This window comes from Microbulbifer rhizosphaerae (assembly GCF_014191725.1).
Taxonomy (GTDB): domain Bacteria; phylum Pseudomonadota; class Gammaproteobacteria; order Pseudomonadales; family Cellvibrionaceae; genus Microbulbifer; species Microbulbifer rhizosphaerae.
Map to the genome: position 1 here is coordinate 13310 of NZ_JACHWZ010000016.1, position 23513 is coordinate 36822.

Consider the following 23513-nt stretch of genomic DNA (forward strand, 5'->3'; position numbering starts at 1 on the left):
GATCTGGCTCGGATCGCGGCCAACGGCCGCTCCTACAAGGAGTGTTCCCGGCCTGCCGGTTCGGTTTTTTACAAGACCCCCACACCAGAGCCCTCTAAGGTCAGTTCCAAATAACACTGACCTCAGAGGAAGAAATCATGAAATATCTGGCGTGCACCCTGTTGATCGGAATACTCGCCGCCGGCACGGTTCAGGCGGCGACGCCCCGGGCGCTGCTGATCACCGGCAACGGCAACAGCGAGGAGAGAAACCCCGACTACCCACCCTGGGTTCACGAGTTCCACAACGACAGGATCGTGGAAATACTCGGCGATATCGCGGACATCACCGTGACCGAAGATCTATCCGTGCTCAACGACCGGGCGCTGGCGCGCTACGACCTGATACTCAACAACTCGATGTTTCTGACTCCCACGGAAAAGCAGCTCGATGCCTTCTATCGTTTTATCGGCGAAGGGAAATCCTATCTGGCGATGCACTCCGGCCTGGTGACCTTTCTCAACTCGGAGCGCTACCCGGTGCTGATGGGCGGCCGCTTCCTGGGCGGCGCCGATATGGCCGAGCGGGTGGTGTACACCTTCGACTCCTGGTACGGCTACGACTACAACGATCAGGTCCAGCATCCCATAGTCCGCGGCCTGGCAAATTTTCCCATTCGCGACGAACTCTATTTCGTACAGACCAATACCGAGGACCTGGAGGTGATCGCACGCTCTGAACACCTGCCGGTGCTGTGGCAGCGCAGTTGGAGGAAGGGCAGAGTGATGGGGCTGGCCCTGGGCCACGGCAGGGAGGCGGTGGAGAACCCCGGCTACCAGGCACTGCTGCAAAACAGCGTGCGCTGGCTGCTGGGCTACCCGGTGCTGGAGGACATCACCGACGCCGTATTTGCCACCGGTACCGAAACCTCAGTGCACTACGTCGACCTGGATGAAATCGGCCACCACCCGGCGGATGCATCACTTCGGTATCAGATCGCCGGCAATTCCAATACCGACCTGGTCAATGCCAGTATCGACAGCGAAAACCGTATCAGACTGAACTTTGCGCCCAACCGCGCCGGCTCGGCCGTGATCCAGGTGCGGGCGGAGGCTCAGAGCGGGCTGGCGAACACCTCCGATTTCAATATTTCCGTACAGGAGAAAGGCAGCGGCAATCTGGCGCGCTACCATGGCGTTTCCGTTCAAACCTCCTCCAACGAGGAGCGGAAATTCACTTCCGATCCCGGCTACCTGATAGACGGGGATTTCGGCACCCGCTGGTCGAGCGACTACCGGGACCCCAGCTGGATAACCCTGGATCTCGGAGAGGCCTATCCCATAAGCAACGTAAAACTCTTCTGGGAAACCGCCCACGGGCGCGACTATGAAATCCAGGTGTCAAACGATGCCGAAAACTGGAACACCGTTTATAAGCGGAGTGACAGCGAGGGCGGCACCGAAAATATCCGTTTCGAGCCGGTAACTGCCCGCTTCGTCAGGCTCTACGGCAAGAAGCGCGCGACCCGCTGGGGTTACTCGCTGTACCAGTTCGAAGTCTACGGGGAAAGCGCCGGGGCGGTGCAGGCCAGGCATAAGCCTTGAACGATACCTTGTAGGAGCCTGCTTGCAAGCGAATATTGCCGGACTTTGCCCAACCTCCTTATTCGCCTGCAAGCAGGCTCCTACATAGACTCCAACCGCGCGTGGGGGCCCAGGGTGGTACCGACAAAGCCGCCGGCCGCTTCGGTGCTGAGCAGCTCGCCATCCAACCCCGCAACCAGTTTTTTTGCCGGCCCGTCGGAGGACCGGTAGTAAAAGCCTATCTCGGACCGGTCGCCGCGAATTTCCAGCGCTATCGGTTCGCCCGCCTTTGCATCCACGGAAACGCTGTGCAAACGCTGCGGCTCACCACCGGCGGCCCGTTCCAGGAATATTTCGTAGCCATCTTTTCCGGCCGCCTTCACGCCCAGGTAGTAGTGATAATTTTCATTCTGGAAGGCGACGATTCCGGCGGAAACCCCTTCGTCAGCGGGCAGCCGCAACTGGGCCGAGGCCTGAAAACGCTGGTGCTGCTGCCGGCGACCAAGATAAGCGGGTTGTTCCCGCGATGCCATGGACCGGGGCTTGGGGAGCAACTGCAACTGTTTCCCGCGCAGCTGGAGCCAATCCCGTTCGAAATCGCCGCGCAGCAGGTTCCAGTGCGGATTCAATTCCCGCGTCTCGAAGTCATCGCGCCAGATGAAATTGCCGGTAAGCGGTGCGCCCTCCGCGGGCGCGGCGTCGATGGCGGGCGCATCGGGGCGCATGGGAATCGCCTGGCCCGCCGCCAGTATCCGCGGCCAGCCGTCTTTCCAGCTTACCGGCAGCAGGAAGGTTTCCCGGCCGGTGTTGTAAAAGACTTCGTCGTAGGGGCGGGTGGCGAGAAATACCGACCACCAGTCCCCCTCTGGGGTCTGCACCAGGTCCGCGTGGCCCGCGGCCACTATTGGATCGGCCCGGCCGCGGTCCAGGTCCCGCTGGGTCAGTATGGGGTTGCCGCTGTAGGGTTCGAAGGGCTCGTCCAGTTTGCGGGTGCGGAAGACCACCTCCGAGTGGTTGTAGCCGGTGCCGCCCTCGGCACACAGCAGGTAATACCAGCCATTCACCTTGTACAGGTGCGGGCCTTCGATCCAGATGGGCTTCTCACTCAGGTTCACGCCGCCGTTGACAATCACCCGGCCGGAATCCGGCAGCACCCGTTCCGCCTCCGGGTCGTACTCCCACAGCCAGATAGCCCTGTGACCGTCGTACAGCGGTTCGCCCTCCGGCGCATCGTTGTGGGCGATATACACCCGGCCGTCGTCGTCGAAAAAGATATCCGGATCTATGCCACCGATCTCCGGCAGCCAGACAGGATCGGACCAGGGACCCTGGGGATCATTCGCGGTAATCAGAAAATTGCCACCGGCGCCCACCGCGGTGCCGATCAGGTAGAAGCGCCCCTGGTGATAGCGCAACGTGGGCGCGAAGATGCCCTGGGACACCTGCAGCCCGCGCATGTCCACCTGCGATCGGCGCGTCAGCGCGTGGCCCAGCAGCCGCCAGTTGACCAGGTCGCGACTGTGCAGGATGGGCAGGCCCGGCGTATATGCGAAGGACGAGTGGGCCATATAGTAATCGTCGCCCCGCCGCGCGATGCTGGGGTCGGGGAAAAAGCCGGCGGCCACGGGGTTCTGGTATTCCCCCTTCGCCAGGGCCTCTTCGAACAGCGGGTCCATGCCGCGATATTCGAACCAGTCGAAAGCCACCGGTTCCGCTGCCCGGGGTGCGGCGACAACCTGCGCGGCGGCCAGCAGCAGTGCGGTGGGGAATAACCATCTCAAGCGCATCGGATTTATCTCCCTTGTCGGGGTTTATGGTGCAGGAGCCTGCTTGCAGGCGAATAGCGGCGGCAACCGGCGCGTGCCCACCCCACGTACTCTCCGACTCAGAGCCAAACCTAGTTGCCAGTCGCCAGGGAAACTCCGACTACTGCACCTGGATCCTGGCCTTGTCCCGCTCCACCTTCAGCAGTACGAACTCATCGCCCCTTTTCGGGGAGTAGCGCTCGATCGCTCTCTCCTGTTGTTTACAGGGTATGCACCTGTCGGCGTAGAACTCGATAAACACATTTTTGCCCCCGGGCAGGGACTGTAGCGAGAAGTCTCCGCCGTCGCGCTCCTCAAACCGACCCAGGTAATATTCCAGTTCATGGGTGCAGCTCGGCTCGGGATTTATCGATTCCCGCAGTGAGGTGCGAATCGTCGATTCCTTTTGTTCCGGGGGGATGGATGTGTTCTCGTAGACGGCTTTGCGCACCGCCAGTTCCAGGAGCCTGCGCTTCTCAGGACTATCGACGGGTGACCGCTCGATGCGCCCGCCGGCCAGTACTATGTCCAGCTCTTCGAAAAAGTGCTCTTCGGTTGAGAACCCCTGGCTGTGGTAGACACATTCCCCTTCCGGGTTGAAGACCAGAAATTCAGGCAGGCCCCGATCGAAGTCTTCGCTGAAATTCGCTTTTAGCCGAAGTTCCCGCTTGTCCAGTTCACCGGAACAGGCCGACAGCGCAATCAATACAGCCAGGACCAACCATTTTAAATAGTACATACCCACCTCCTTGTGAGTGCTTTTTTATGTATATCTCCGTATTTACTACCGGGCCGGGAGGAAAGAAGCCCCTCTACCTTATCATTGTCTTTTCCCTGCAGGAATTTTCCCGCCTCCCGATCACCACAGGTGTAGGGGAAGTGCGCGGAAAGTAACGGACATTCTATTTAGAACTGAAATAGACACCGGTACCTCCCGCCACTTCAACCCGGACTGCTATTGCACGGGCGAGATGGAGAACTGTTGGCTCCACCAGTTGGAGTTACAGGATGCCGTCACAATACTCGCGCCATCTGCGGTGGAGCTGTCTTCCACCCGCAGGCAGGCACCTGTATTGCGGTCCGCCCTGAAATCACGGATTCAGGTATCACACTGCACCGTCGCGCTGTCCGCGCCGCCAGGCACATATTTGATATTCGCCAACGCCAGGGACAGGGGGCCCTCGCTCTCCAGTACGAAGCTGCTGTCGATCCGCGAGAACTCCGCGCCCCGTTCGGCGAAGCACTGCAGGTCGATGGACAGAGGCGCCCACTGGCCCGGCTGCAGTTTTTGCAGCGACTCTTTAAGCGGCAGTTTGCCCAGGCAGTCGCCGCCGCAGGTCACCGAGGCGTACACCTCGCCGGCGAGCTCGCTGTCCACGCGGACATCCAGGCTGAGGGTACCGCCGGCCTCCAGGTAGCGGCTCAGGTCCTGGGGTTTATCCGCACGCAGGGCCACGCCGCCGGGGCGCAGGCCAGCCCACTCGACCAGGCGCGCGTCCTCCTGGTTGCGCATGTCGATGGCGGACACACGAATATTGTCGTCGTCGCTCGCGGCGAGATTGCCCTCAACCACCAGGGGCGCGTTGCCCTCGTCGAGGATGACCAGGTCCCAGGGCGCGCGCGGGCGCCACACCATCATCCAGGCATCCTCCAGCTTGCCCGAAGCGTAGCTCTCGCCCTGCTCCGGCAGATCATTGGCTATCTCGATATCGTCGGCATAGGTAAGGCCGTAGCCGTAGGCGAAGAGCGGGTCGTAGCCGTCGTCGCCCAGGTTGAGCGGCACCTGGTCCACCAACCGCGGCCAGCTGAAGGAGAGCTTGCCGGTAAAGTCGTACTGGGTTTTTCCTTCCGCGTCCGTGAGGATCACGTCGGCCACGCCGGCGCCCTCGGAGCCTGGCAACCAGGCGGCGACAAAGGCGTCGGAGGCGTTCAGCTCCTTGTTGATCCACAGGGGACGGCCGGAGATGAAAATGCTCACTACCGGAATATTCTGCTGCTTGAGCTTCTTCAGCAGCGCCAGGTCGCGCTTGCTGCCGAACTGGTATTCGAGACTGGTGATATCCCCGTGCCACTCGGCATAGGGTTCCTCCCCGAAGACCACCACCGCCACATCGGGTTTGTCTCCCTCGAAATCTCCATCGACGGAGAGCAGCGCCTCGCCGCCGGCCTTTTCCGTCGCGCTTTTGATACCGGCGTAAATGGAGGTGGCACCGGGGAAATCCGCCGCCGTATTGCCGGTACCCTGCCAGGAAATGGTCCAACCGCCGCTCTGCTTGCCGATATTGTCCGCCGCGTCGCCGGCCACGAGGATTTTCTGTTTCGGGTCCAACGGCAACAGGCCGCCGTTGTTTTTATGGCTATTGTTTTTCAGCAGCACCAGGGATTTGCGCACCGCCTCGCGGGCGATGGCCCGGTGTTCCGGGCTACCCAGAATACCCTTTTTGCCCGCCAGGGGTTTGTTGCGCTCGAACAGGCCCGCGCGCATTTTCACCCGCAGTATACGTGTCACTGCGTCGTCGATGCGGCTCATGGGTATCTCGCCGCTCTGCGCCTGGGCCAGGGTATTTTTGTAGAGTGCCTTCCAGTCCGATGGCACCATAAACATATCCAGGCCCGCATTGATCGACTGGGGACAGCTCTCCAAGGTGCAGCCATCCACGAAGCGGTGGCCGTTCCAGTCCCCCACTACGAAACCGTCGAAGCCCAGCCTGCCTTTCAACACGTCGGTGAGCAGGTGTTTGTGCCCGTGCAACCGCACACCATTCCAACTGTTGAAGGAGGCCATCACCGTCTGTACGCCGGCGCCCAGCGCACCGATATAGCCGGCTGAATGTATGCGCGCCAGTTCCTCTTCACTGGCCAGTGTGTCGCCGCGGTCCATGCCGCGTTCGGTGCCGCCATCACCGATAAAGTGCTTGGTGGCGGAGATCAGTTTCTGGCCGCCGAGAAATTCATCGGAGGACTTCTCCCCCTGAATGCCCTCGACCATGGCGCGAGCGTACTCGCGCACGATTTTCGGGTCCTCGGAATAGCTCTCAAAGGTGCGGCCCCAGCGGTCGTCGCGCACCACCGCCACCGTGGGCGCGAAGGTCCAGTCGATGCCGGTCACCGCCACCTCCCGCGCCGTGGCCTCGCCAATGCGCTGGATCAGCTCCGGGTCGTGCGTTGCACCGAGGCCGATATTGTGCGGAAACAGGGTCGCGCCGATCACATTGTTGTGTCCGTGCACCGCATCCGAGCCCCACATCACCGGAATGGCAACGCCGCCGTGGGAGGTATCCATGGAGGCTTCATAGTAAGCGTTGGCCAGGTCCAGCCAGTCCTGCGGCGTGGCGAACTTGTCGTTGTTCGGATAGGTGCCGCCGCCGTTCAGAATCGAACCCAGATGGTATTGCCTGACGTCTTCCGGGGTGGCGTACTTGATCTCCGCCTGGATCATCTGGCCGACTTTTTCCTCCAGGGACATACGGGAGAGGAGATCGGCGATCTTTTTCTCCATCTCCGGGTCCGCGGGCAGTGCCGGTTGCAGTTTTGGCCAGGGATTTTCCATAGCTTTTGCAGCAGTCTGTGGCGAGGGGTCTTTGCCGCCGCAGGCGGACAGTAGTGACAGAAGGCCAGCGATCATTATTTTTTTATTCAGCATAAATTCACTCTTACGTCGCTTGCGGAGCTGGAGCCTTTAGCGCCCCAATATTGCTCCGCGGTCCCGAGTTACTACATCGGTATTCGTAGGATGGGCAAAGCGTAGCGTGCCCATCCTACAATTCTGCGGGCCTCCGGCCCGCTTGCGGAGCTGGAGCTCCGCGGTCCCGGGATCATTGCATCAGCTTGGCCAGGGTCGGCTCCATGGCCTCGGCCCATATTTCGTAACCCTGTTCGCTCAGGTGCAGGCGGTCCGGCATGATTTCCGCGCTCAGGCGGCCATCTTCCGCCAGGAATCTGTCGCCGATATCCAGGAAGAAAATATTTTCCCCATCGGCGTAGCTGGCGATGATTTCATTGATACCACTGTTGATTTTTCTCATCGGCGTGCCGGGCTGCTCGTCCCGGGGAAAGATTCCCAGCAACAGGATCTTGGTATTCGGCAGCCGGCTGCGCAGTTCGTCCAGCACCTCGCGGATGCCAGCGGCGGTGAAGCGCGGTTCCTCGCGGCGATGGCCGGTGTTGTTGGTGCCGATCATCAGCACCGCGGCCTTGGGTTCTATGCCGTCCACTTCGCCGTGCTGCAGGCGCCAGAGCAGGTTTTCAGTTCTGTCGCCGCCGAAGCCCAGGTTGACCGCGTTGCGCCCGCCGTAGAACTTCTCCCACACGGCCTTGCCCTCCTTCTCCCAGCCCTGGGTGATGGAGTCGCCGAGCATCAGCAGGTTCACATTGCCCTGTTCGATGCGGGCCAGTTTTTCCTCGTGACGGGGCAGCCACCAGTCCCGCGCCCAATAGTGATCGAGTGTCGCCGGGGTGACGGAGAGCTTGCGGTAGTCCGGACAGCTCTGATTGGCCTCGCCTTTGCGATCCAGGCGGATATTGGCCACGGCTACCTGGCCGGTGCCGCCGCCGCGCAGCTCGAAGGGCACGGATATCGCTGAGAAGTCGTCACCGTCGCGGACGAAGCAGCTGAGTTTGACGCTCATGTGCCGCCAGCCCTGTCCGGCCATGGCCTGGGCCTGACTGGAGATATCCAGTTGCCGCTCGCACTCGTCGCCACCCTCTTTACCGCAATGGAGCACCACCCCCAGGCCGCCCTTGTCCAGGTCGTCCACCTTGAGATCGAAGGAAAGCACACCCTCCGGCACATAGGCGGACAGGTCCAGCGGGTCGCCGTTGCGTACGCTGAGGCCGGCGAGCCAGGTGTCCTTCCATGTCAGGGTGAGCGCGTCTTCCTGCACATCCTTATCGCTGGTCATCACGGTGACGCGACCGCTGGGCAGTTTGGCGAAGGCGCCGCTCAGCATCTGGTCCTGCTCGAAGTCGTTGATCCGAACTCCCCAGGGCTGCAGCGGACGGCCGACGTACAGGGCGATGCTGTTGCTTTCGCCACTGGTCAGGCCGGGGACATTTTCCGCAAGCTCTTCCGGTCCCTGTTCCGCGCCCGCGTAGTCGAGGCCGTAGCCGTTGGCGAACAGCGGATCGTAGTCCGGGTGATGGGGATTGAGGCGCGCCTGCAGCGGCAGTTTTGGCCAGGAAAAGGAAAGCTTGCCGGAAAAATCGAAATTCGGCTCGCCGTCGGCCTTGGCGATAATCACGTCCGCCACGCCGGCGCCCTCGGTGCCCGGCAGCCAGGCGGCGGCGAAGGCATCGGAGGCGTTCAGCTCCGGGTTGACCCACAGGGGGCGGCCGGAGAGGAATATCGAGACCACCGGAATGCCTTGGGACTTGAGGGATTTCAGCAGCGCCAGGTTGCGCTTTTTGCCCGCCTCGAATTCCAGGGTATTCAGGTCGCCGTGGCCCTCGGCATAGGGCTGCTCGCCGAATACCACTATCGCCACGTCGGGCTTCTGATCGAAGCTGCCGTCGGCGGACAGCACGGCGCTGCCGCCGGCTTTTTCCACCGAGGCTTTTATGCCCGTGTAGATCGAGGTGGCGCCGGGAAATTTCTCGTTGGGAATACCCGCGCCCTGCCAACTGACGCTCCAGCCACCGGATTGCATGGCGATGCTGTCGGCGCCGTCACCGGCCACCAGGATTTTCTGTTTCGGGCTGAGCGGCAGGATATTGTCGCGGTTTTTCAGCAGCACCAGGCTCTCGCGCACGGCGCGGCGGGCCAGGGCGCGGTGCTCCGGAGAACCGACCACCTCCTCGCGGCCGGCGAGGGCGCGCTCGGAGGGCTTCTTGTCGAACAGGCCGGCGCGCACTTTGACGCGCAGGATGCGCCGCACCGCATCGTCCAGCCGTTCCTGGGAAATTTCCCCGGCGCGTACCTGGGCCAGGGTATTTTTGATCATCGGCTTCCAATCGTAAGTGACCATCAGCAGGTCGATGCCGGCGTTGATCGCCTGCGCACAGCTGTCGTTGGTACAGCCGGGCACCTGGCCGTGGCCGTTCCAGTCGCCCACCACCAGGCCGTCGAAGCCCATACGCTTTTTCAGCACGTCGGTGAGCAGGTAGCGGTTGCCGTGGTTCTTCTCGCCGTTCCAGGCAGAGAAGCTGGCCATGACGGTCTGTACCCCGGCTTCGATGGCCGCGGGGTAGCCCGGATTGTGGATATCCACCAGTTCGCGCTCATCGATGCGCGCGTCGCCCTGGTCGTCGCCGCCGTAGGTGCCGCCGTCGGCGAGGAAATGCTTGGCGGTGGCGATCACGCGGGTCTCGCCGAGATGGTCGCTGCCGCCGGTTTTACCCTGTAGCCCCTCCACCATTGCGGAGGCGTAGTCGCGCACCACTGCCGGATCTTCGGAATAGCTTTCGTAGGTGCGACCCCAGAAGTCGTTCTGAGCCACCGCCAGGGTGGGGGCAAAAACCCACTCGACGCCGGTAGTGCGTACTTCCTCCGCGGTGGCCGCGCCGATTTCCCGCACCAGGTCCGGATCGCGCGCGGCACCCAGGCCGATGTTGTGGGGGAACAGGGTGGCGCCCACCAGGTTGCCGTTGCCGTGCACCGCATCGGTTCCCCAGAAGATCGGGATGGCGGTGCCGCCGTCGGAGGTGTCCATGGACGCCTCCCAGTAGGCGTCCGCCAGTGCCACCCATTCGTCCGGCCCGGCGCCGTCCACACGGTTGGGCATGGAGCCGCCGCCATTCAGGACCGAACCGATATGGTATTTCTTCACTTCTTCCGGAGTGATCGACTGGATCTCCGCCTGCATGATCTGCCCGACCTTTTCCTCAAGGGTCATCTTTTGCAGCAGCGACTCCACCCGCTCCTCGACTTTGGGATCGCCGGCGGGGCTGGACGCCTGCGGCCAGGCCTTGAGGCTGGGGGATTGCGCTTCGCTCCCCTCGCTCCCGGTGGAACAGCCCTGGATCGAGAAGAGTATCGCCGCACACAGGAGTGCATGCAGGGGTTTCGAGGAGAAGTCTTTTATTTTCATGGTAATGGTCTTTGCTCGATACATCTTCTGTGTTTCCCCTGTAGGAGCCTGCTTGCAGGCGAATATTACCGGGCTTCGTATTAACCCTTTTATTCGCCTGGCAGATTTTTGCTCCTGCAAAATCTGCATTTCCGCTGGGCGGCATTCCGCCATCCATGGCGGTCACAATAAGGCTCCTACATACAGTGCCACCAACAGCTAGTGGGAATTCCTCGGCGTGCCGTGGCGCTCCACCAGGCGCAAGTGCTCCTCGTCCATGGCCATATCGCCGCCGTCCTGCAGTTGGGTCACCGTCTTGCGGTAGATTTCCTGCCACGGAGTCTGGTTGACCAGGGGCGGCTGTTGCAGTTCCGCGCGGCGACGCTCCAATTCCGCGTCTTCCAACAGTACATTGACCCTGTTGTTGTTCAGGTCAATCTCCACCGGGTCATTGGTCTGCAGCAGCGCCAGGCCGCCGCCGGCCGCCGCTTCCGGCGAGGCGTTGAGAATCGACGGGCTGGCGGAAGTGCCGCTCTGGCGGCCGTCGCCGATACAGGGCAGGCAGTTGATGCCGCGCTTGATCAGGTAGTCCGGCGGACGCATGTTCACCACTTCGGCGGAACCCGGGTAGCCCAGGGGGCCGCAGTTGCGGATTATCAGTACGCAGCGCTCGTCGACGTCCAGCGACGGGTCGTCGATCCTGTGGTGATAATCCTCGGGACCGTCGAACACGATGGCGCGACCACGCAGCACATTGGGATGTTCCGGGTCGGAGAGATAGTGTTTGCGGAAATCCTCGCCGATCACCGATTTTTTCATGATCGCCGAGTCGAACAGGTTGCCGCGCATCACCGCGAAACCGGCGTTTTCCATCATCGGCTGCGCAAAGGGGCGGATAACCTTTTCATTGCGCGAAACCTGTTCGCCATAATTTTCGCCGATGGTTTTTCCGTTCACCGTGCGGCAGTCGCCGGCCACCAGACCGGCGCGCAGCAGTTCGCCCATTACCGAGGGCACGCCGCCTGCGCGGTAGAAATCCTCGCCCAGGTATTCGCCCGCGGGCTGGCAGTTCACCAGCAGGGGAATTTCCTCGCCGTATTCCTGCCAGTCCTCGATGGATATCTCCACCCCCACCCGGTTGGCGATGGCCTGCAGGTGCGGCGGCGCATTGGTGGAGCCGCCGATGGCGGAGCACAGGCGGATGGCGTTGAGGAAGGCTTCGCGGGTCATGACGTCGGAGGGCTTCAGGTCTTCCCATACCATATCGACGATGCGCAGGCCGGTGTAATAGGCGATCTGCGCGCGCTCCTTGTAGGGAGCGGGGATGGCCGCGCAGCCGGGCAGGGACATGCCCAGCCCCTCGGCCAGGCTGTTCATGGTCAGCGCGGTGCCCATGGTGTTGCAGTGGCCGGGACTCGGTGCGGAGGCGGTGACATTGTCCATAAAGCCTTCGTAGTCGATGTCACCGCGCGCGTACTGCTCCCGCGAACTCCAGATAATCGAGCCGGAACCCACACGCTTCTCCACGTCCCATCCATTCAGCATGGGGCCGCCGGAGAGTACGATCGCGGGAATATCCACCGTCGCCGCGGCCATTATTGTGGCCGGCGTGGTTTTGTCGCAGCCGGTGGTGAGCACCACGCCGTCGAGGGGGTAGCCGTAGAGGATTTCCACCAGCCCCAGGTAGGCCAGGTTGCGGTCCAGCGCGGCGGTGGGGCGCTTGCCCATCTCGTGGATGGCGTGTACCGGGAATTCGAACGGCACACCACCGGCGGCGCGGATGCCGTCGCGAACCCGCTGGGCGAGTTCCATATGGTGACGGTTGCAGGGAGCCAGGTCGCTGCCGGTCTGGGCGATGCCGATAATCGGCTTACCGGACTGCAGTTCCTCACGGGTGAGGCCGTAGTTCAGGTAGCGCTCGATATAAATGGCGGTCTGGTCCGGCTGGCTCGGGTCGTTGAACCAGTCGGTGCTGCGGAGTTTTCTTTTCTTGCTCATCTGTTAAATCTTACAAATAAAATTTTGTCGAGGTTGTCCGTAGCCGGAACGTATCGTTTTAAAGCGAAGCCGGGGTTCCTGTAGTTGGATTTTGTGGCGGCCCTGCTGCCGGTAGCCGCTCGCTCAACAGCCTCATCGGCAAATGTTTCGCGAACGGCTCCCGGCATCAGGGCCTTCGCACGGGCTGCGGTATTCTTCCCTCGGTTCGTAGGATGGGCAAAGGAGCGCAGCGACGTGCCCATCACCAGCTCAGCGCGATGGGCACGAGCCCGCCATGGATGGCGGAGTGCCGCCCAGCGGGAATGCAGAAAACGCAAGGAGCAGTTTTCTGCCTGCGCTTTGCCCACCCTACAAATCTATTCGTAGGTGCGCCGCGCGCACCGCCCAAGCTCCGAGTCAAGCCAGCGTATAGGCCGTCTTCACAACGGTATAGAACTCCCGTGCATAACTGCCCTGCTCCCGCGCACCGAAGCTGGAACCCTTGCGGCCGCCGAAGGGCACGTGATAATCCACACCGGCGGTGGGCACATTGACCATCACCATACCCGCCTGGGCGTTGCGCCTGAAATGGCTGGCGTACTTCAGCGACTGGGTAACTATACCGGCGGAGAGGCCGAACTCGGTGTCGTTGGCGAGCGCCAGGGCGTGGTCGTAATCGTCCGCGCGCAGCACCGAGGCCACCGGGCCGAAAATTTCCTCGCGGTTGATGCGCATTTCCGGGGTGGTTTCGGTAAACAGCGCCGGGGTGAGGAAAAACCCCGGGGTTTCCCGCTCCACCTGCTCGCCGCCGCACGCCAAACGTGCACCCTCTTCCGAACCGATTTTTATGTAGTCCAGGTCCTGCTTCAACTGCCGTGCGTCCACCACCGGGCCGATATGGGTGCCCTCCTTGAGGGCGTGGTCTACCACCAAGCCGCGCATGCGTTCGCACACCGCTTCCACAAAGCGGTCGTGAATACCGGCGGTAACGATCAGGCGGCTGGAGGCGGTGCAGCGCTGGCCGGTAGAGAAAAAAGCGCCGTTGACCGCGCACTCCACCGCGGTGTTCAAATCTGCGTCGTCGAGCACCACCAGCGGGTTCTTGCCGCCCATCTCCAACTGCACCTTGGCCAAACGCGCGGCCGCGGCGGCGGCGATATTGCGCCCGGTGTTCTGTGAGCCGGTGAAGCTGATTCCGTCCACCTGCGGATGGTTGACCAGCGCATCGCCAATCACCCGGCCGGGGCCCATCACCAGGTTGAAAACGCCGCCGGGCACGCCGGCCTCGGCGATGATTTCCGCCAGCGCGTGGGCGGAGCCGGGCACCAGTTCCGCGGGCTTGAATACCACGCAGTTGCCGTAGGCCAGCGCCGGGGCGATTTTCCAGGCGGGGATGGCGATGGGGAAGTTCCACGGCGTGATCAGGCCGATCACCCCCAGGGATTCGCGGGTGACGGAGACATCCAGCCCCGGGCGCACCGACGGTTGCAGCTCGCCGCGCAGCTGCAGCACTTCGCCGGAGAAAAATTTGAAGATCTGGCCCGCGCGCACCACCTCGCCGGTGGCCTCCGGCAGGGTTTTGCCCTCCTCGCGGGCGAGCAGTTCGCCCAACTCGGCGCGGCGGTCGAGAATCATCTGGCCGATGCGATCGAGCAGTTCACTGCGCTGCTGGATGCCGCTTTGCGACCAGGCGGGGAAGGCCTGCCGGGCCGCGGCCACCGCGTCCTCCAGTTGTGCGGGGGACGCCTGGGCGTAGTCTGCAATCAGGTCGCCGGTGTCGGAGGGATTGATGTTGGCGAGGGTGCCCTGGCCCTCCACCCATTCCCCGGCGATGTAGTTGCGTTTGGTGGTCATGGTTACCTCTTTATCTTTTTTTGCGGGCGTGGCCCGCTTGCGGAGCTGGAGCTCCGCGGTCCCGGGTCACAGCAGACCGCGAGCCGCCAGGTTGCGCATCAGGGCGGAGAAGCCGAAAGTCCAGGGGGCTGCCTTGTCGCTGGTGGTGACGGAATTGATCAGCGCGCCCAGCTTGGGGGAGCGGATCATCACCCGGTCGCCGGGCTTGTGAGTAAAGCCCTGGCCCGGCTGGTCGCGATCCTGGGTGGGGGCGAACAGGGTACCGGTAAACAGGGCGATGCCGTCCGGGTACTGGTGGCTGGCGCCGATGGTCTGCGTCACCAGGTCCAGCGGGTCGCGGCTGATGGCGGACATGGGGCTGACCTCGCGCAGCTGGAAGCCGTCTTCCCCCTCCATCTCCAGGGTGACCTCGGCGCTGCGCACGTCGTCGATGGAGAAAGTCTCGTCGAACAGGCGCACGAAGGGGCCCAGGGAACAGGAGGCGTTGTTGTCCTTGGCCTTGCCCAGCAGCAGCGCGCTGCGGCCCTCGATATCCCGCAAATTGACATCGTTGCCCAGGGTGGCGCCCACCGCTTCACCGCGGCTGTTCACCACCAGCACCAGTTCCGGCTCCGGATTGTTCCAGTTGGAGATGGGGTGCACGCCCACTTGGTCCCCCAGCCCCACGGAGGACAGCGGCTGGGATTTGGTGAACACCTCCGCCAGCGGGCCTATGCCCACCTCCAGGTATTGGGACCAGATGCCCTCTTCCTGCAGCGCCGTCTTCAGCGCCTCCGCCTCCTCGGAGCCGGGGACGACCGAGCCGATATCGCCGCCGATCTTCTCCGCCAGTTGTCCGCGTATTTCCTGTGCGCGGGCGGGATCGCCGCCGGCGCGCTCCTCGATCACCCGCTCCAGCATGCTGCAGGCAAAGGTGACGCCACAGGCCTTGATCGCCTGCAGGTCCACCGGCGCCAGCAGGTAGGGGCTGCGCGGGTCGCGCTTCTGTCCCAGTATGGGAGCCATGGTATTGCGCAGCAGTTCGTTCAGGCCGCCGATGCGTTGCACCCGGTCCATGTCCGCGGTGCGAGGGGAAAAACCCTGCTCGATAAGTTCGGCGATGGTCGGCGCTATGGCGCTGAGGTCGAAGACGCCGTCCTCGCACAGCCACACCGGGCTGGGGCCGGGCACTTTCGACAGGGGCTCAGGCACCCAGGCGCGGCCAAGCAGGGTTCCGGCCAGGCCGTCTTCCGGCAGCAGTGTCGCGCGCAAATCCCGTGGTTCAATCATGGTCAACTCTCACAAATCGTTAGCCGTAAACGTTTACATTCGAGTACAGGGGGAGACTCAGCCCCCGAACAGCACCGGCGCCGGGCCGCGTACGCCGGGGCGGCAGCGGAACAGGCCGCCAGCCAGGGGCTGGTCCGCCAGTTCCGCGTCGCTCAGGCCCTTGCGGGCGGTGGTGATATACAGGGTGTCCAGGTCCGGACCGGCGAAGGTGCAGCTGGTGACATTGGCCACCGGCAGTTCGATGCGGCCGATGGCCTCGCCCTCCGGGGAGAAGCGGGTGACGCCCCAGCCGCCCCAGTGGCAGACCCACAGGCAGCCCTCGGCGTCCACGGTCATGCCGTCCGGGTAGCCGGATTCCTCCGGCAATTGCAGGAATACCTGCTTGTTGCGCGGGCTGCCATCGGTCTCCAGGTCAAAGGCGTAGACGGTGCGCTTCAGGGTATCCGTGTGGTAGAGGATGCGGTTGTCGGGGCTGAATGTCGGGCCGTTGGTAATCACATAGTCCGCGTCCAGCCGCTGCCAGCTCAGGTCCGGGTCCAGGCGGTAGAGGGCGCCGGTGGGCTCCTCCTCGCCGTCGTCCATGCTGCCGGCCCAGAAGCGGCCGGCGGCGTCGACTTTGCCGTCGTTGAAGCGGTTCCCGGGGATATCGCTCTCCGGGCCTCCCAGAGGTTCAATTCCCACTCCGTCGCCGTCCGGGAACAACAGCGCGAAGCCGTCGCGGATCGCGCCTACAAAGCCGCCGCCAGCGCGGGGGGCGATTGCGGACAGCTGGCTGTCCAGCTGCCAGCTGGATCGTTCATTGCACCCTTTACTATTCTCGGGGGGACAGTAGCGGTGCAGCACGCTGCGCTTGATATCCACCCAGTAGAGGGCCTGCTCCCGCGCCACCCAGACCGGCCCCTCGCCGAGGGTGGCGGCGGCGGGCCAGACGCATTCCGGTTCCATTTGCAGCTGCTGCACGGCTCAGCCCTCCATCTGCTCCAGTTCGCGACCCTTGGTCTCGTGCACCATGCGGGAGACGAACAGGATCGAAATAAATGCGCAGAGGGCGTAGAGGCCGTAGCTGCCGGACAGCTGGATGCTCACCAGCAACATGGGGAAAGAGGCGGTGATCAGGAAGTTGGAACCCCACTGCGCCAGGCCGCTGACCGCGAGACCGGAACCCCGGATCTGGTTGGGGAACATCTCTCCCAGCATCACCCACATCACCGGGCCCCAGGAGGCGTTGAAGAAGACCACATAGGCGTTGGCGGCGAGCAGCGCGATGGTGCCCACGCCGTCGGACAACTGCAGGGAGCCGTTCTCATCCAGGGTGGCCTGAGAGAAGGCCACGGCCATCACCGCCAGAGTGACCGCCATGCCCACCGAGCCCCACCACAGGAGCGGCTTTCTGCCCACCTTGTCGATCAGCAGCAGCGCGGTGATCACCGCGGCGATGCTCACCGCGCCGGACACCACGTTGATCAGCAGCGCGTCGCTCTCGGTGAAACCCACCGATTGCCAGAGCACGGCGCCATAGTAGAAGACCACATTGATCCCCACCAGCTGCTGGAAGGTGGCGAGGCCGATGCCCACCCAGACGATCTTGCGCAGTCCGCCGCCGGGCGCTTTCAGGTCGGAGAGTTTCGGACTGTGATCCGCGGAGAGGGAGCGCTCGATTTCCGCCACTTTTTCCCCGCCCGCGCGTTCGCCAAACAGCTTGCCAAGTACCGCGCCGGCCTGCTCTTTTTTCCCCTTTGCCACCAGGAAGCGGGGGCTCTCCGGAATAAAGAAGAGGCCGACCAGGAAGACCAACGCCGGCAGCAATTCCATCCAGAACATCCAGCGCCAGGTTTCGAAGCCCAGCCAGAATTCGGCGGTGGAGGCCCCGGCCCAGCGGGCCAGCAGGTAGTTGCTGACAAAAGCGCCGAACAGGCCGCTGATGATCGCCACCTGCTGCACCGTGGCCAGGCGGCCCCGGTAGGCGGCAGGCGCCACTTCGCTGATATAGGCGGGGGTCATCACGCTGGCAGCGCCCACGGCGAGGCCGCCGAGGATGCGGTAGATCACGAATTCCACGGAGCCGGTGGCGATGCCTGAGCCCCAGGCACTGATGATAAAGAATACCGCGGCAGCCATCAGCAGCGTGCGGCGCCCGTAGACGTCCGCCAGCCGCCCGGCGAAGAAGGCGCCGACGGCGCAGCCCAGCAGCATGGAGGCCACGTTGAAGCCGGTGCCGGCACTATCTGAGTTGAACGCCGCCTGCAGGCCGTCCACGGTGCCGTTGATCACACCGCTATCGAAGCCGAACAGGAAGCCGCCGATGGTGGCCACCACACTGATGGCGATCACCAGGAAGTGGTTGGTCTCGGAAGCGCTGGAGACGCCTTGCTCCAGTGCTGCACTGTCTAGGGTGGGATTCATTATATTATTCCCTCACTCGCTGTATGGCCGGGGGCGGCCTGTCTGTTTTTTGTTCTGCCCATTGTCGCCGCAGATTGCACATCAAGCCAAGCGACTTTACACCACATTAATGTAAACGTTTACATTCAGTCAAGGGGAAGGGCGAACGGTACGCGTTAACGCGGGCCTTGTGTTCGTCCCAGCGGGCCTGCGGCCCGCAATGCCGAGCTGGAGGCTCGGCGCTCCCGGCACTCAGTCCGCCGGCGGCGCCCCGGTGGACTCGCGGATCACCAGGCGGTGGGGCACGATTTCCGGCTCGCCGCCAATATCGTCCCCGCCGATGGCGCGGCACAGCCGCTGCATGGTGTGCTCGCCAATCTCTTCCGCCGGCTGGGCGACAGTGGTCAGCGGCGGGTCGAGGACCTCCGCGTAGCGGATGTCGTCGAAGCCCAGCACGGAGATATCCTCGGGAATGCGCAGCCCGGCGCGGCGCAGCTCGTGCATCGCGCCCATGGCCATTTCGTCGTTGGCACAGAAGATGGCGGTGGGCCGGGGGCTCTGCGCCAGCAGGTAGTGCACCGCGCCGCGGGCGCCCTCAATAGTCTGGCGGCCCTCGGCAATCCAGTTGTCGGCCACTTCCAGGCCGGCCTCGGTCATGGCCTGACGGTAGCCCTGTTCGCGGCCACGGGTGAGCAGGGAGGTGTGCAGCCCGGAAATAAAACCGATGCGCCGGTGGCCCAGGCGAATCAGGTGCCGGGTGGCCTCAGCCGCGGCGCTCTCGTTGTCGACCCGCACACTGGGATAGTGGCTCAATTGCGGTGCAACCGTCTCACAGCCGATCACGATGGGCGGGAGCTTCTCGCCCTTGTGGCCGCCGTTTTTCCCCAGCTTTCCGTTCCCTTCCTTCATGAACGGCGAAGTACTCGCCAGCAGGATGATGCCGTCCGCCTGCTTGGAGAAGACGATATCGCTGTATTCGTCGAACTCCAGAGTATTGAATTGGGTCTCGCGGATCAGGATGCTGTAGCCCTCCTCCCGGGCCACCCGCCAGATGCCGCGCATCACCCCGGCGAAGAAGGGATCGCCCACCGAGGGCAGGATCACCACCACCAGGCTGGTGCGGCCGCGGCGAAAATTGCGCGCCAGCGCATTGGGGGCGTAACCGGTCTGCAGTATCGCCTCCTGCACCTTGCGCCGGGTCTTTTCCCGCACGTGCTCAGGACTGTTGAGATAGCGCGAGACGGTGGCGATGGAAACCCCGGCAATTTTGGCCACTTGTTTGATCGACACCTGTGATGTTCCTGTACCAGCAATTGAAACCCGGCGATACTAACCTAGAAACCGCAGTTGGATCACGAAAGTCCAGGCAAGCTCTTGGCGCGCCTAGCAAATTTAAAAATCGACTCATCACCAATAAGGTGACCACACGATTTTTAAATTCACTATGCACATCAATATCTTACCTGTCTTTTTCGCGCCCAACTGCGGCTCCCGGGTTAACGCCTCCTGCATGAAATTTCCCGGTTCGCGGGACTCACTCTGCCGCATAGCGAAGAAATTGTAAACGTTTACATTTTGTGTTAGCGTTGGTGTCTTAGAATGACATACAGCCGGCAGAAGAAAATGCCGCGCGCTTTACACGAGAAGAAGTAGAAATGGCCAATAACAACAAACTGGCGGTAGTGACCGGAGGCACCACCGGTATCGGCAAAGGGATCTCCCTCCGCCTCGCCGAGGCAGGCTGGAAGGTGGCGGTCAACAACCTGGAGGCGGAGAGCGAATCGGCGCGCGCACTGCAGTCGGAAGTCGAAGCCCTGGGACAGAATCTTTACTTCGCCCCCTGCGACGTGGGCGACAGTCGCTCTGTGGACCGCTTCTATCAGGGAGTGGTCGATCACTTCCAGCAGGCTCCCGACCTGCTGGTCAACAATGCCGGCGTCCAGACCTGGGCGCCGCTGCTGGAACTGAACGAAGACGACTGGGACCGGGTAATCCGCACCAACCTGAAGGGCTGCTTCCTCAACACCCAGCGGGTGGCGCGCCTGATGGTGGAAGCGGGCGTGCCCGGCAGTATCGTCAATATCGGCTCTGGCTGTAACAAGCTGGCCTTCCCCCGCCTGGTGGATTACGCGGCGAGCAAGGGGGGCATCGAGATGCTCACCAAGACCTCCGCAGTGGAACTGGGCGAGTACGGCATCCGCGTCAACTGCGTGGCGCCGGGGGGCATCCTGATCGAGCGTACGGAAAGGGAAGCCCCGGACTACGCCGCCGCCTGGTCGGCCATCACTCCTCTGGGTCGGGTCGGCTACGCCCGGGATATCGCCGACGCGGTGCTCTTTCTCGCCGATGCCAAGGCATCGTTTATCAGCGGCCAGACTCTCTGGGTGGACGGCGGCGCCTTCAGTAAGGCCAACTGGCCCTACGCCAAAACCGAGGAGACGGTACCGGATCTGGCACAGGGAGAGGTTGCGGACAGCTAGGCGGCTCGCACACAAGCGGTGTCCAATTGCCCCTATTGCGGATAGAAACAAAAAGCTCCTCGTCGAGGGGCTTCTTATCAGTTGGCAAACGTATCCCCTTTGAGATGCCCGTCTCCTATAGGCGCTGGCTTTGCTGGCCGGCAGCGAGTTGCACAGTATCGCGCAGGGTATAGGCAGGATCCAACCAGGCGATGCCGTCACCGACCATCGGCAGCAACAGGCCGGGCGCACGCCATCTCGGTAATCCACAGGCCCACCCGCGTCTGCTCCCAGCCCTGGAACATCAGCAAGCTGATACCGCTCAGGCGCCGATAAAGCGTAAGTGCCCGTACGGCCCTCGCAGCCACGCTGACGCATGTTCTTCAATCCACAAATGCAAATGATCGCCAGTGAACCACACAGCGCGTCACAACCGAAAAGCGCGCACCGTCTCGACTGCTTGAACAGTTCGGCATTCTACGGCGTAAGCTGATCCAGCGGGACAAGTTAGAAACAGGGAGAGTTAATTTTCATGTCGTTGACTGATACTGCATGCATACTGCGACAAGCTTGGATTACCTTGCTTATATTCGCTTCCTGTGTCCCGGCATTGGCTGCCGGCAACTCTTTTCACACTCTGCGAATCATGCCCGAAAACGATATTGTCGGGGCCTATACCGAAGCGCAACGCTTGAGGTCTGCATTGGATGATACGGCCACAGAAACTGATCGCGTGCACCTGCTTAACCTTCTGGCTCGCATTGAATTCCTATTAGGATCAAGTGAGCAAGCAGAAATACACAACCGCCAGGCAATGGACCTGGCCACTCAAATCGCTGATCGTGCCGGCCAGTCCGAAGCCCTGCTGAATCTGACTAAAATTGCGCTGAACCAAGGGAAAATTGAACAATCCATTGAGTTCGCATTCCGCAGTTACCACCTGCTTGAAGAAGATACTGAACACCCTGAACTGCTTGGTGAAGTCATGTTTTGGCTGACTTCGGCTTATCGCCGAAGGAAACTGGAGTCGCCGTTCTCACTCAATATAGGATTGTTGTCATTTGCTCGCATGCTAAGCAAGCAGGGCCGTCAGGCCGAGCGCGTGGAATTATTGAACGATGTGATCAGTATTTACGAGAAGCACCCGAACCCTGGGCTTTGGTATGCGCTGGCGGCTCGCAGTGAAGGCTATCAGCAGTAAGGAATCCCTTACCAAGGTGGCGCGGCATGCCGATGCCAGCAAGGTAGAAATAAAAATGACAACAAAAGATCAGCATTTAACCCTGCAGATCCATGACAATGGTAAAGGCTTTCATGTCGACGACAACAAAGGCACATCATATGGCTTAGCCGGCTTGCCAGAGCGCGCCATAATGCTGGGTGGATAGTTATACATTGATAGTGCTTTAAATAACAGTCAGTTTTCATGTGCAAATACCGAAGGAAAAACAACTGCATGATTAATATTCTATTGGCAGATGATCACGGAATAGTGCGTGAAGGTATTAAACGCCTGCTTGATCTAACCGCAGATATTTGTGTGACAGCGGAAGCAGAGAACGGCAGCCAGGCACTTAAGTTATTAAAGGAAACCGAGGTTGACTTAGTATTGCTTGACATGTCAATGCCCGGAGTCAGCGGCGCCAACCTAATTGCTCGCTTGGTGGCGCATTTCCCGGCAATCCCAATCCTGGTGTTAAGCATGCACAATGAACCGCAAATCGCCCGCCGTGCGCTGGCCGCCGGGGCTGCAGGCTATCTGACCAAAGACAGTGAACCCGAAATCCTGCTGACCGCTATTCGCAGAATAGCCCGGGGAAAACGTTATATTGATCCCGATCTGGCAGAGCAACTGGTTTTTCCAATCAGCGATGGAAAATCCGGCTTACCGCACGAGCAACTGTCCGAGCGGGAACTTGAAGTTATGATATTACTGGCCAAAGGCACCAGTTTGAATAGGATTGCCGAGCAGTTGTTGATCAGCAGTAAAACCGTAAGCACACATAAAATGCGTTTAATGAGAAAGCTCAATGCAAAGAGCAATGCCGACATCATCCGCTATGCAATCGCACACCAGTTGATAGCCTGACGATTTTTACTGGAAGCGGTTTTACAACATAACGAACGAATGGCTGGCAGCACCCTCCAGGGCGCAGACACCGGAGTGCGCAAGTAGTACATGGGGGGGGGCCGGCCGGGCTGGCACACCAGCGCCGTCAAGCACACATGCAGCAGTTGTGAAACAGCTTCCAGCATTTATCATCGGGATCGTTAATTGGTACTGTATTATTCAAAGTTAACCCTCTCTGCTTCTTTCAGTTTCTTGTTACCGCTGGCCACTCCCAACTGATTCCAGTTTGATCGCGCCTACTCGTGGTGCAATATCCTCAGTAACTTGTCAGTTTATCCCTACACAAGTAAGCCCAAGCCCACCTTGATACCAGCGAACACCGATAGCCTGCATGCCTTGCTGACATTTAGAATCGTTGCAATTGTTGGCGGCTTATCCCGCCCGCAGGTATTCACAGCGCGTATTGAAAGAGAGACTTCCCTAGAGTCCCGACAATAAAGAAGCAATACAAAAGCCTGAATAATGTCGGGAAATAAATCATGGCAGCCTGGAATAATCGTTCCAATGCTCTGCACAAGATTCCCCTGCTTGATGATTTTGTTCTGGGAGAACAGTAGATGAATACAGAAAACACATCGACTTTTAAGACAAGCCAAGAGGAAAGCCGACATTTTATTCCTGGAAATTATTTGATCAGGGTATTCCAGGATTCCTTGAGAAAAAAGAAAGATATCAGAGTCAGCAATCGCAACCTGGGCAATATAATATTCCTGGGAAAACGCGGCGAATATTTCAGCGATAGCGAGGATCTGGAATCCCTGCTGCGCCTGCCCGAAGAAAGCCTGTCGATCGCGCCACTCACTCATGATGACAAGCTCCCGGCCGGACGCACAGGGCGGCAAGCCATGGAATTGATTTGGAATGTAGCATTCTACTTGACATCGGGTCGACTCATGGAGGGCCACCATCTCCATGACGTTGTCCAACTGGTGAGCTGGCCAAATCTTACGCGGCTTCCGGTAACTCCGAACACATTTCGCATACTGTCACTTTTTTCACGCCGCCCCACGTCAGTTTATTTTGCTGCCCGCCTATTAAAAGTTTCACAGGAAGAAATGAACCGGGTGTAC

At 61.2% G+C, this 23513-nt stretch carries 16 protein-coding genes; 5 read left to right on the top strand and 11 right to left on the bottom strand.

Translation table 11 applies throughout. The annotated features are described in order from the left end of the window. Nucleotides 1-137 precede the first annotated feature (137 nt). A complete protein-coding gene (locus FHS09_RS15830) occupies nt 138-1583 on the top strand; it encodes a ThuA domain-containing protein (protein WP_183461681.1) in 1446 nt (481 codons plus the stop codon). Between the two features lie 80 nt (nt 1584-1663). Here the strand turns inward: FHS09_RS15830 and FHS09_RS15835 are convergent, their stop codons facing one another. The 10 genes from FHS09_RS15835 to FHS09_RS15880 all read right to left on the bottom strand — a co-directional run bounded on the left by FHS09_RS15835 (nt 1664) and on the right by FHS09_RS15880 (nt 19143). Beyond that, nucleotides 1664-3349, bottom strand: coding sequence for a glycoside hydrolase family 43 protein (locus FHS09_RS15835; RefSeq protein ID WP_183461683.1), 1686 nt, complete (start codon nt 3347-3349; stop codon nt 1664-1666). A gap of 139 nt (nt 3350-3488) precedes the next feature. Further along, nucleotides 3489-4106, bottom strand: a complete 618-nt coding sequence (locus tag FHS09_RS15840) for a thioredoxin family protein (protein WP_183461685.1) — start codon at nt 4104-4106, stop codon at nt 3489-3491. A 360-nt stretch (nt 4107-4466) separates the two neighbouring features. Next, complete coding sequence (locus FHS09_RS15845; RefSeq protein WP_183461687.1) at nt 4467-7010, bottom strand: glycoside hydrolase family 3 protein; 2544 nt, start codon at nt 7008-7010, stop codon at nt 4467-4469. Between the two features lie 172 nt (nt 7011-7182). Further along, nucleotides 7183-10392: a glycoside hydrolase family 3 N-terminal domain-containing protein gene (locus FHS09_RS15850; protein ID WP_183461689.1), complete on the bottom strand. Its 3210-nt coding sequence runs from the start codon at nt 10390-10392 to the stop codon at nt 7183-7185. A 198-nt stretch (nt 10393-10590) separates the two neighbouring features. Then, the gene (locus FHS09_RS15855) at nt 10591-12369 is read right to left on the bottom strand and encodes an IlvD/Edd family dehydratase (RefSeq protein WP_183461691.1); all 1779 of its coding nucleotides are present in this window, start codon (nt 12367-12369) and stop codon (nt 10591-10593) included. A gap of 396 nt (nt 12370-12765) precedes the next feature. Beyond that, nucleotides 12766-14202, bottom strand: coding sequence for an aldehyde dehydrogenase family protein (locus FHS09_RS15860; RefSeq protein WP_183461693.1), 1437 nt, complete (start codon nt 14200-14202; stop codon nt 12766-12768). Nucleotides 14203-14268: 66 nt separating this feature from the next. Next, nucleotides 14269-15471 carry a fumarylacetoacetate hydrolase family protein gene (locus FHS09_RS15865; RefSeq protein ID WP_183461695.1) on the bottom strand — a complete coding sequence of 401 codons (1203 nt, stop codon included), beginning with the start codon at nt 15469-15471 and terminating at the stop codon, nt 14269-14271. 57 nt (nt 15472-15528) lie between these two features. Next, on the bottom strand, nt 15529-16431 hold the full coding sequence (locus FHS09_RS15870) for an SMP-30/gluconolactonase/LRE family protein (protein WP_221192050.1): 903 nt from the start codon (nt 16429-16431) through the stop codon (nt 15529-15531). A 3-nt stretch (nt 16432-16434) separates the two neighbouring features. Then, on the bottom strand, nt 16435-17847 hold the full coding sequence (locus FHS09_RS15875; RefSeq protein ID WP_425487778.1) for a sugar porter family MFS transporter: 1413 nt from the start codon (nt 17845-17847) through the stop codon (nt 16435-16437). Nucleotides 17848-18105: 258 nt separating this feature from the next. Beyond that, nucleotides 18106-19143, bottom strand: coding sequence for a substrate-binding domain-containing protein (locus tag FHS09_RS15880; protein WP_183461699.1), 1038 nt, complete (start codon nt 19141-19143; stop codon nt 18106-18108). A 365-nt stretch (nt 19144-19508) separates the two neighbouring features. Between FHS09_RS15880 and FHS09_RS15885 the strand changes: the two genes are divergently transcribed. From FHS09_RS15885 to FHS09_RS15900, 4 genes are all read left to right on the top strand, one after another. Continuing rightward, nucleotides 19509-20333, top strand: a complete 825-nt coding sequence (locus FHS09_RS15885) for an SDR family NAD(P)-dependent oxidoreductase (RefSeq protein WP_183461701.1) — start codon at nt 19509-19511, stop codon at nt 20331-20333. Between the two features lie 511 nt (nt 20334-20844). Continuing rightward, entirely contained in the window at nt 20845-21513 is a 669-nt protein-coding gene (locus tag FHS09_RS15890; protein WP_183461703.1) for a hypothetical protein, read from the top strand. Next, nucleotides 21494-21700, top strand: coding sequence for a sensor histidine kinase (locus FHS09_RS15895; RefSeq protein ID WP_183461705.1), 207 nt, complete (start codon nt 21494-21496; stop codon nt 21698-21700). Before FHS09_RS15890 ends, FHS09_RS15895 begins: the two co-directional genes overlap by 20 nt. A 68-nt stretch (nt 21701-21768) precedes the next feature. Further along, nucleotides 21769-22401: a response regulator gene (locus FHS09_RS15900; RefSeq protein ID WP_183461707.1), complete on the top strand. Its 633-nt coding sequence runs from the start codon at nt 21769-21771 to the stop codon at nt 22399-22401. Between the two features lie 320 nt (nt 22402-22721). On the opposite strand, the gene FHS09_RS15905 is transcribed toward FHS09_RS15900, so the two are convergent. Further along, nucleotides 22722-23249, bottom strand: coding sequence for a hypothetical protein (locus tag FHS09_RS15905; RefSeq protein WP_183461709.1), 528 nt, complete (start codon nt 23247-23249; stop codon nt 22722-22724). Nucleotides 23250-23513 lie beyond the last annotated feature (264 nt).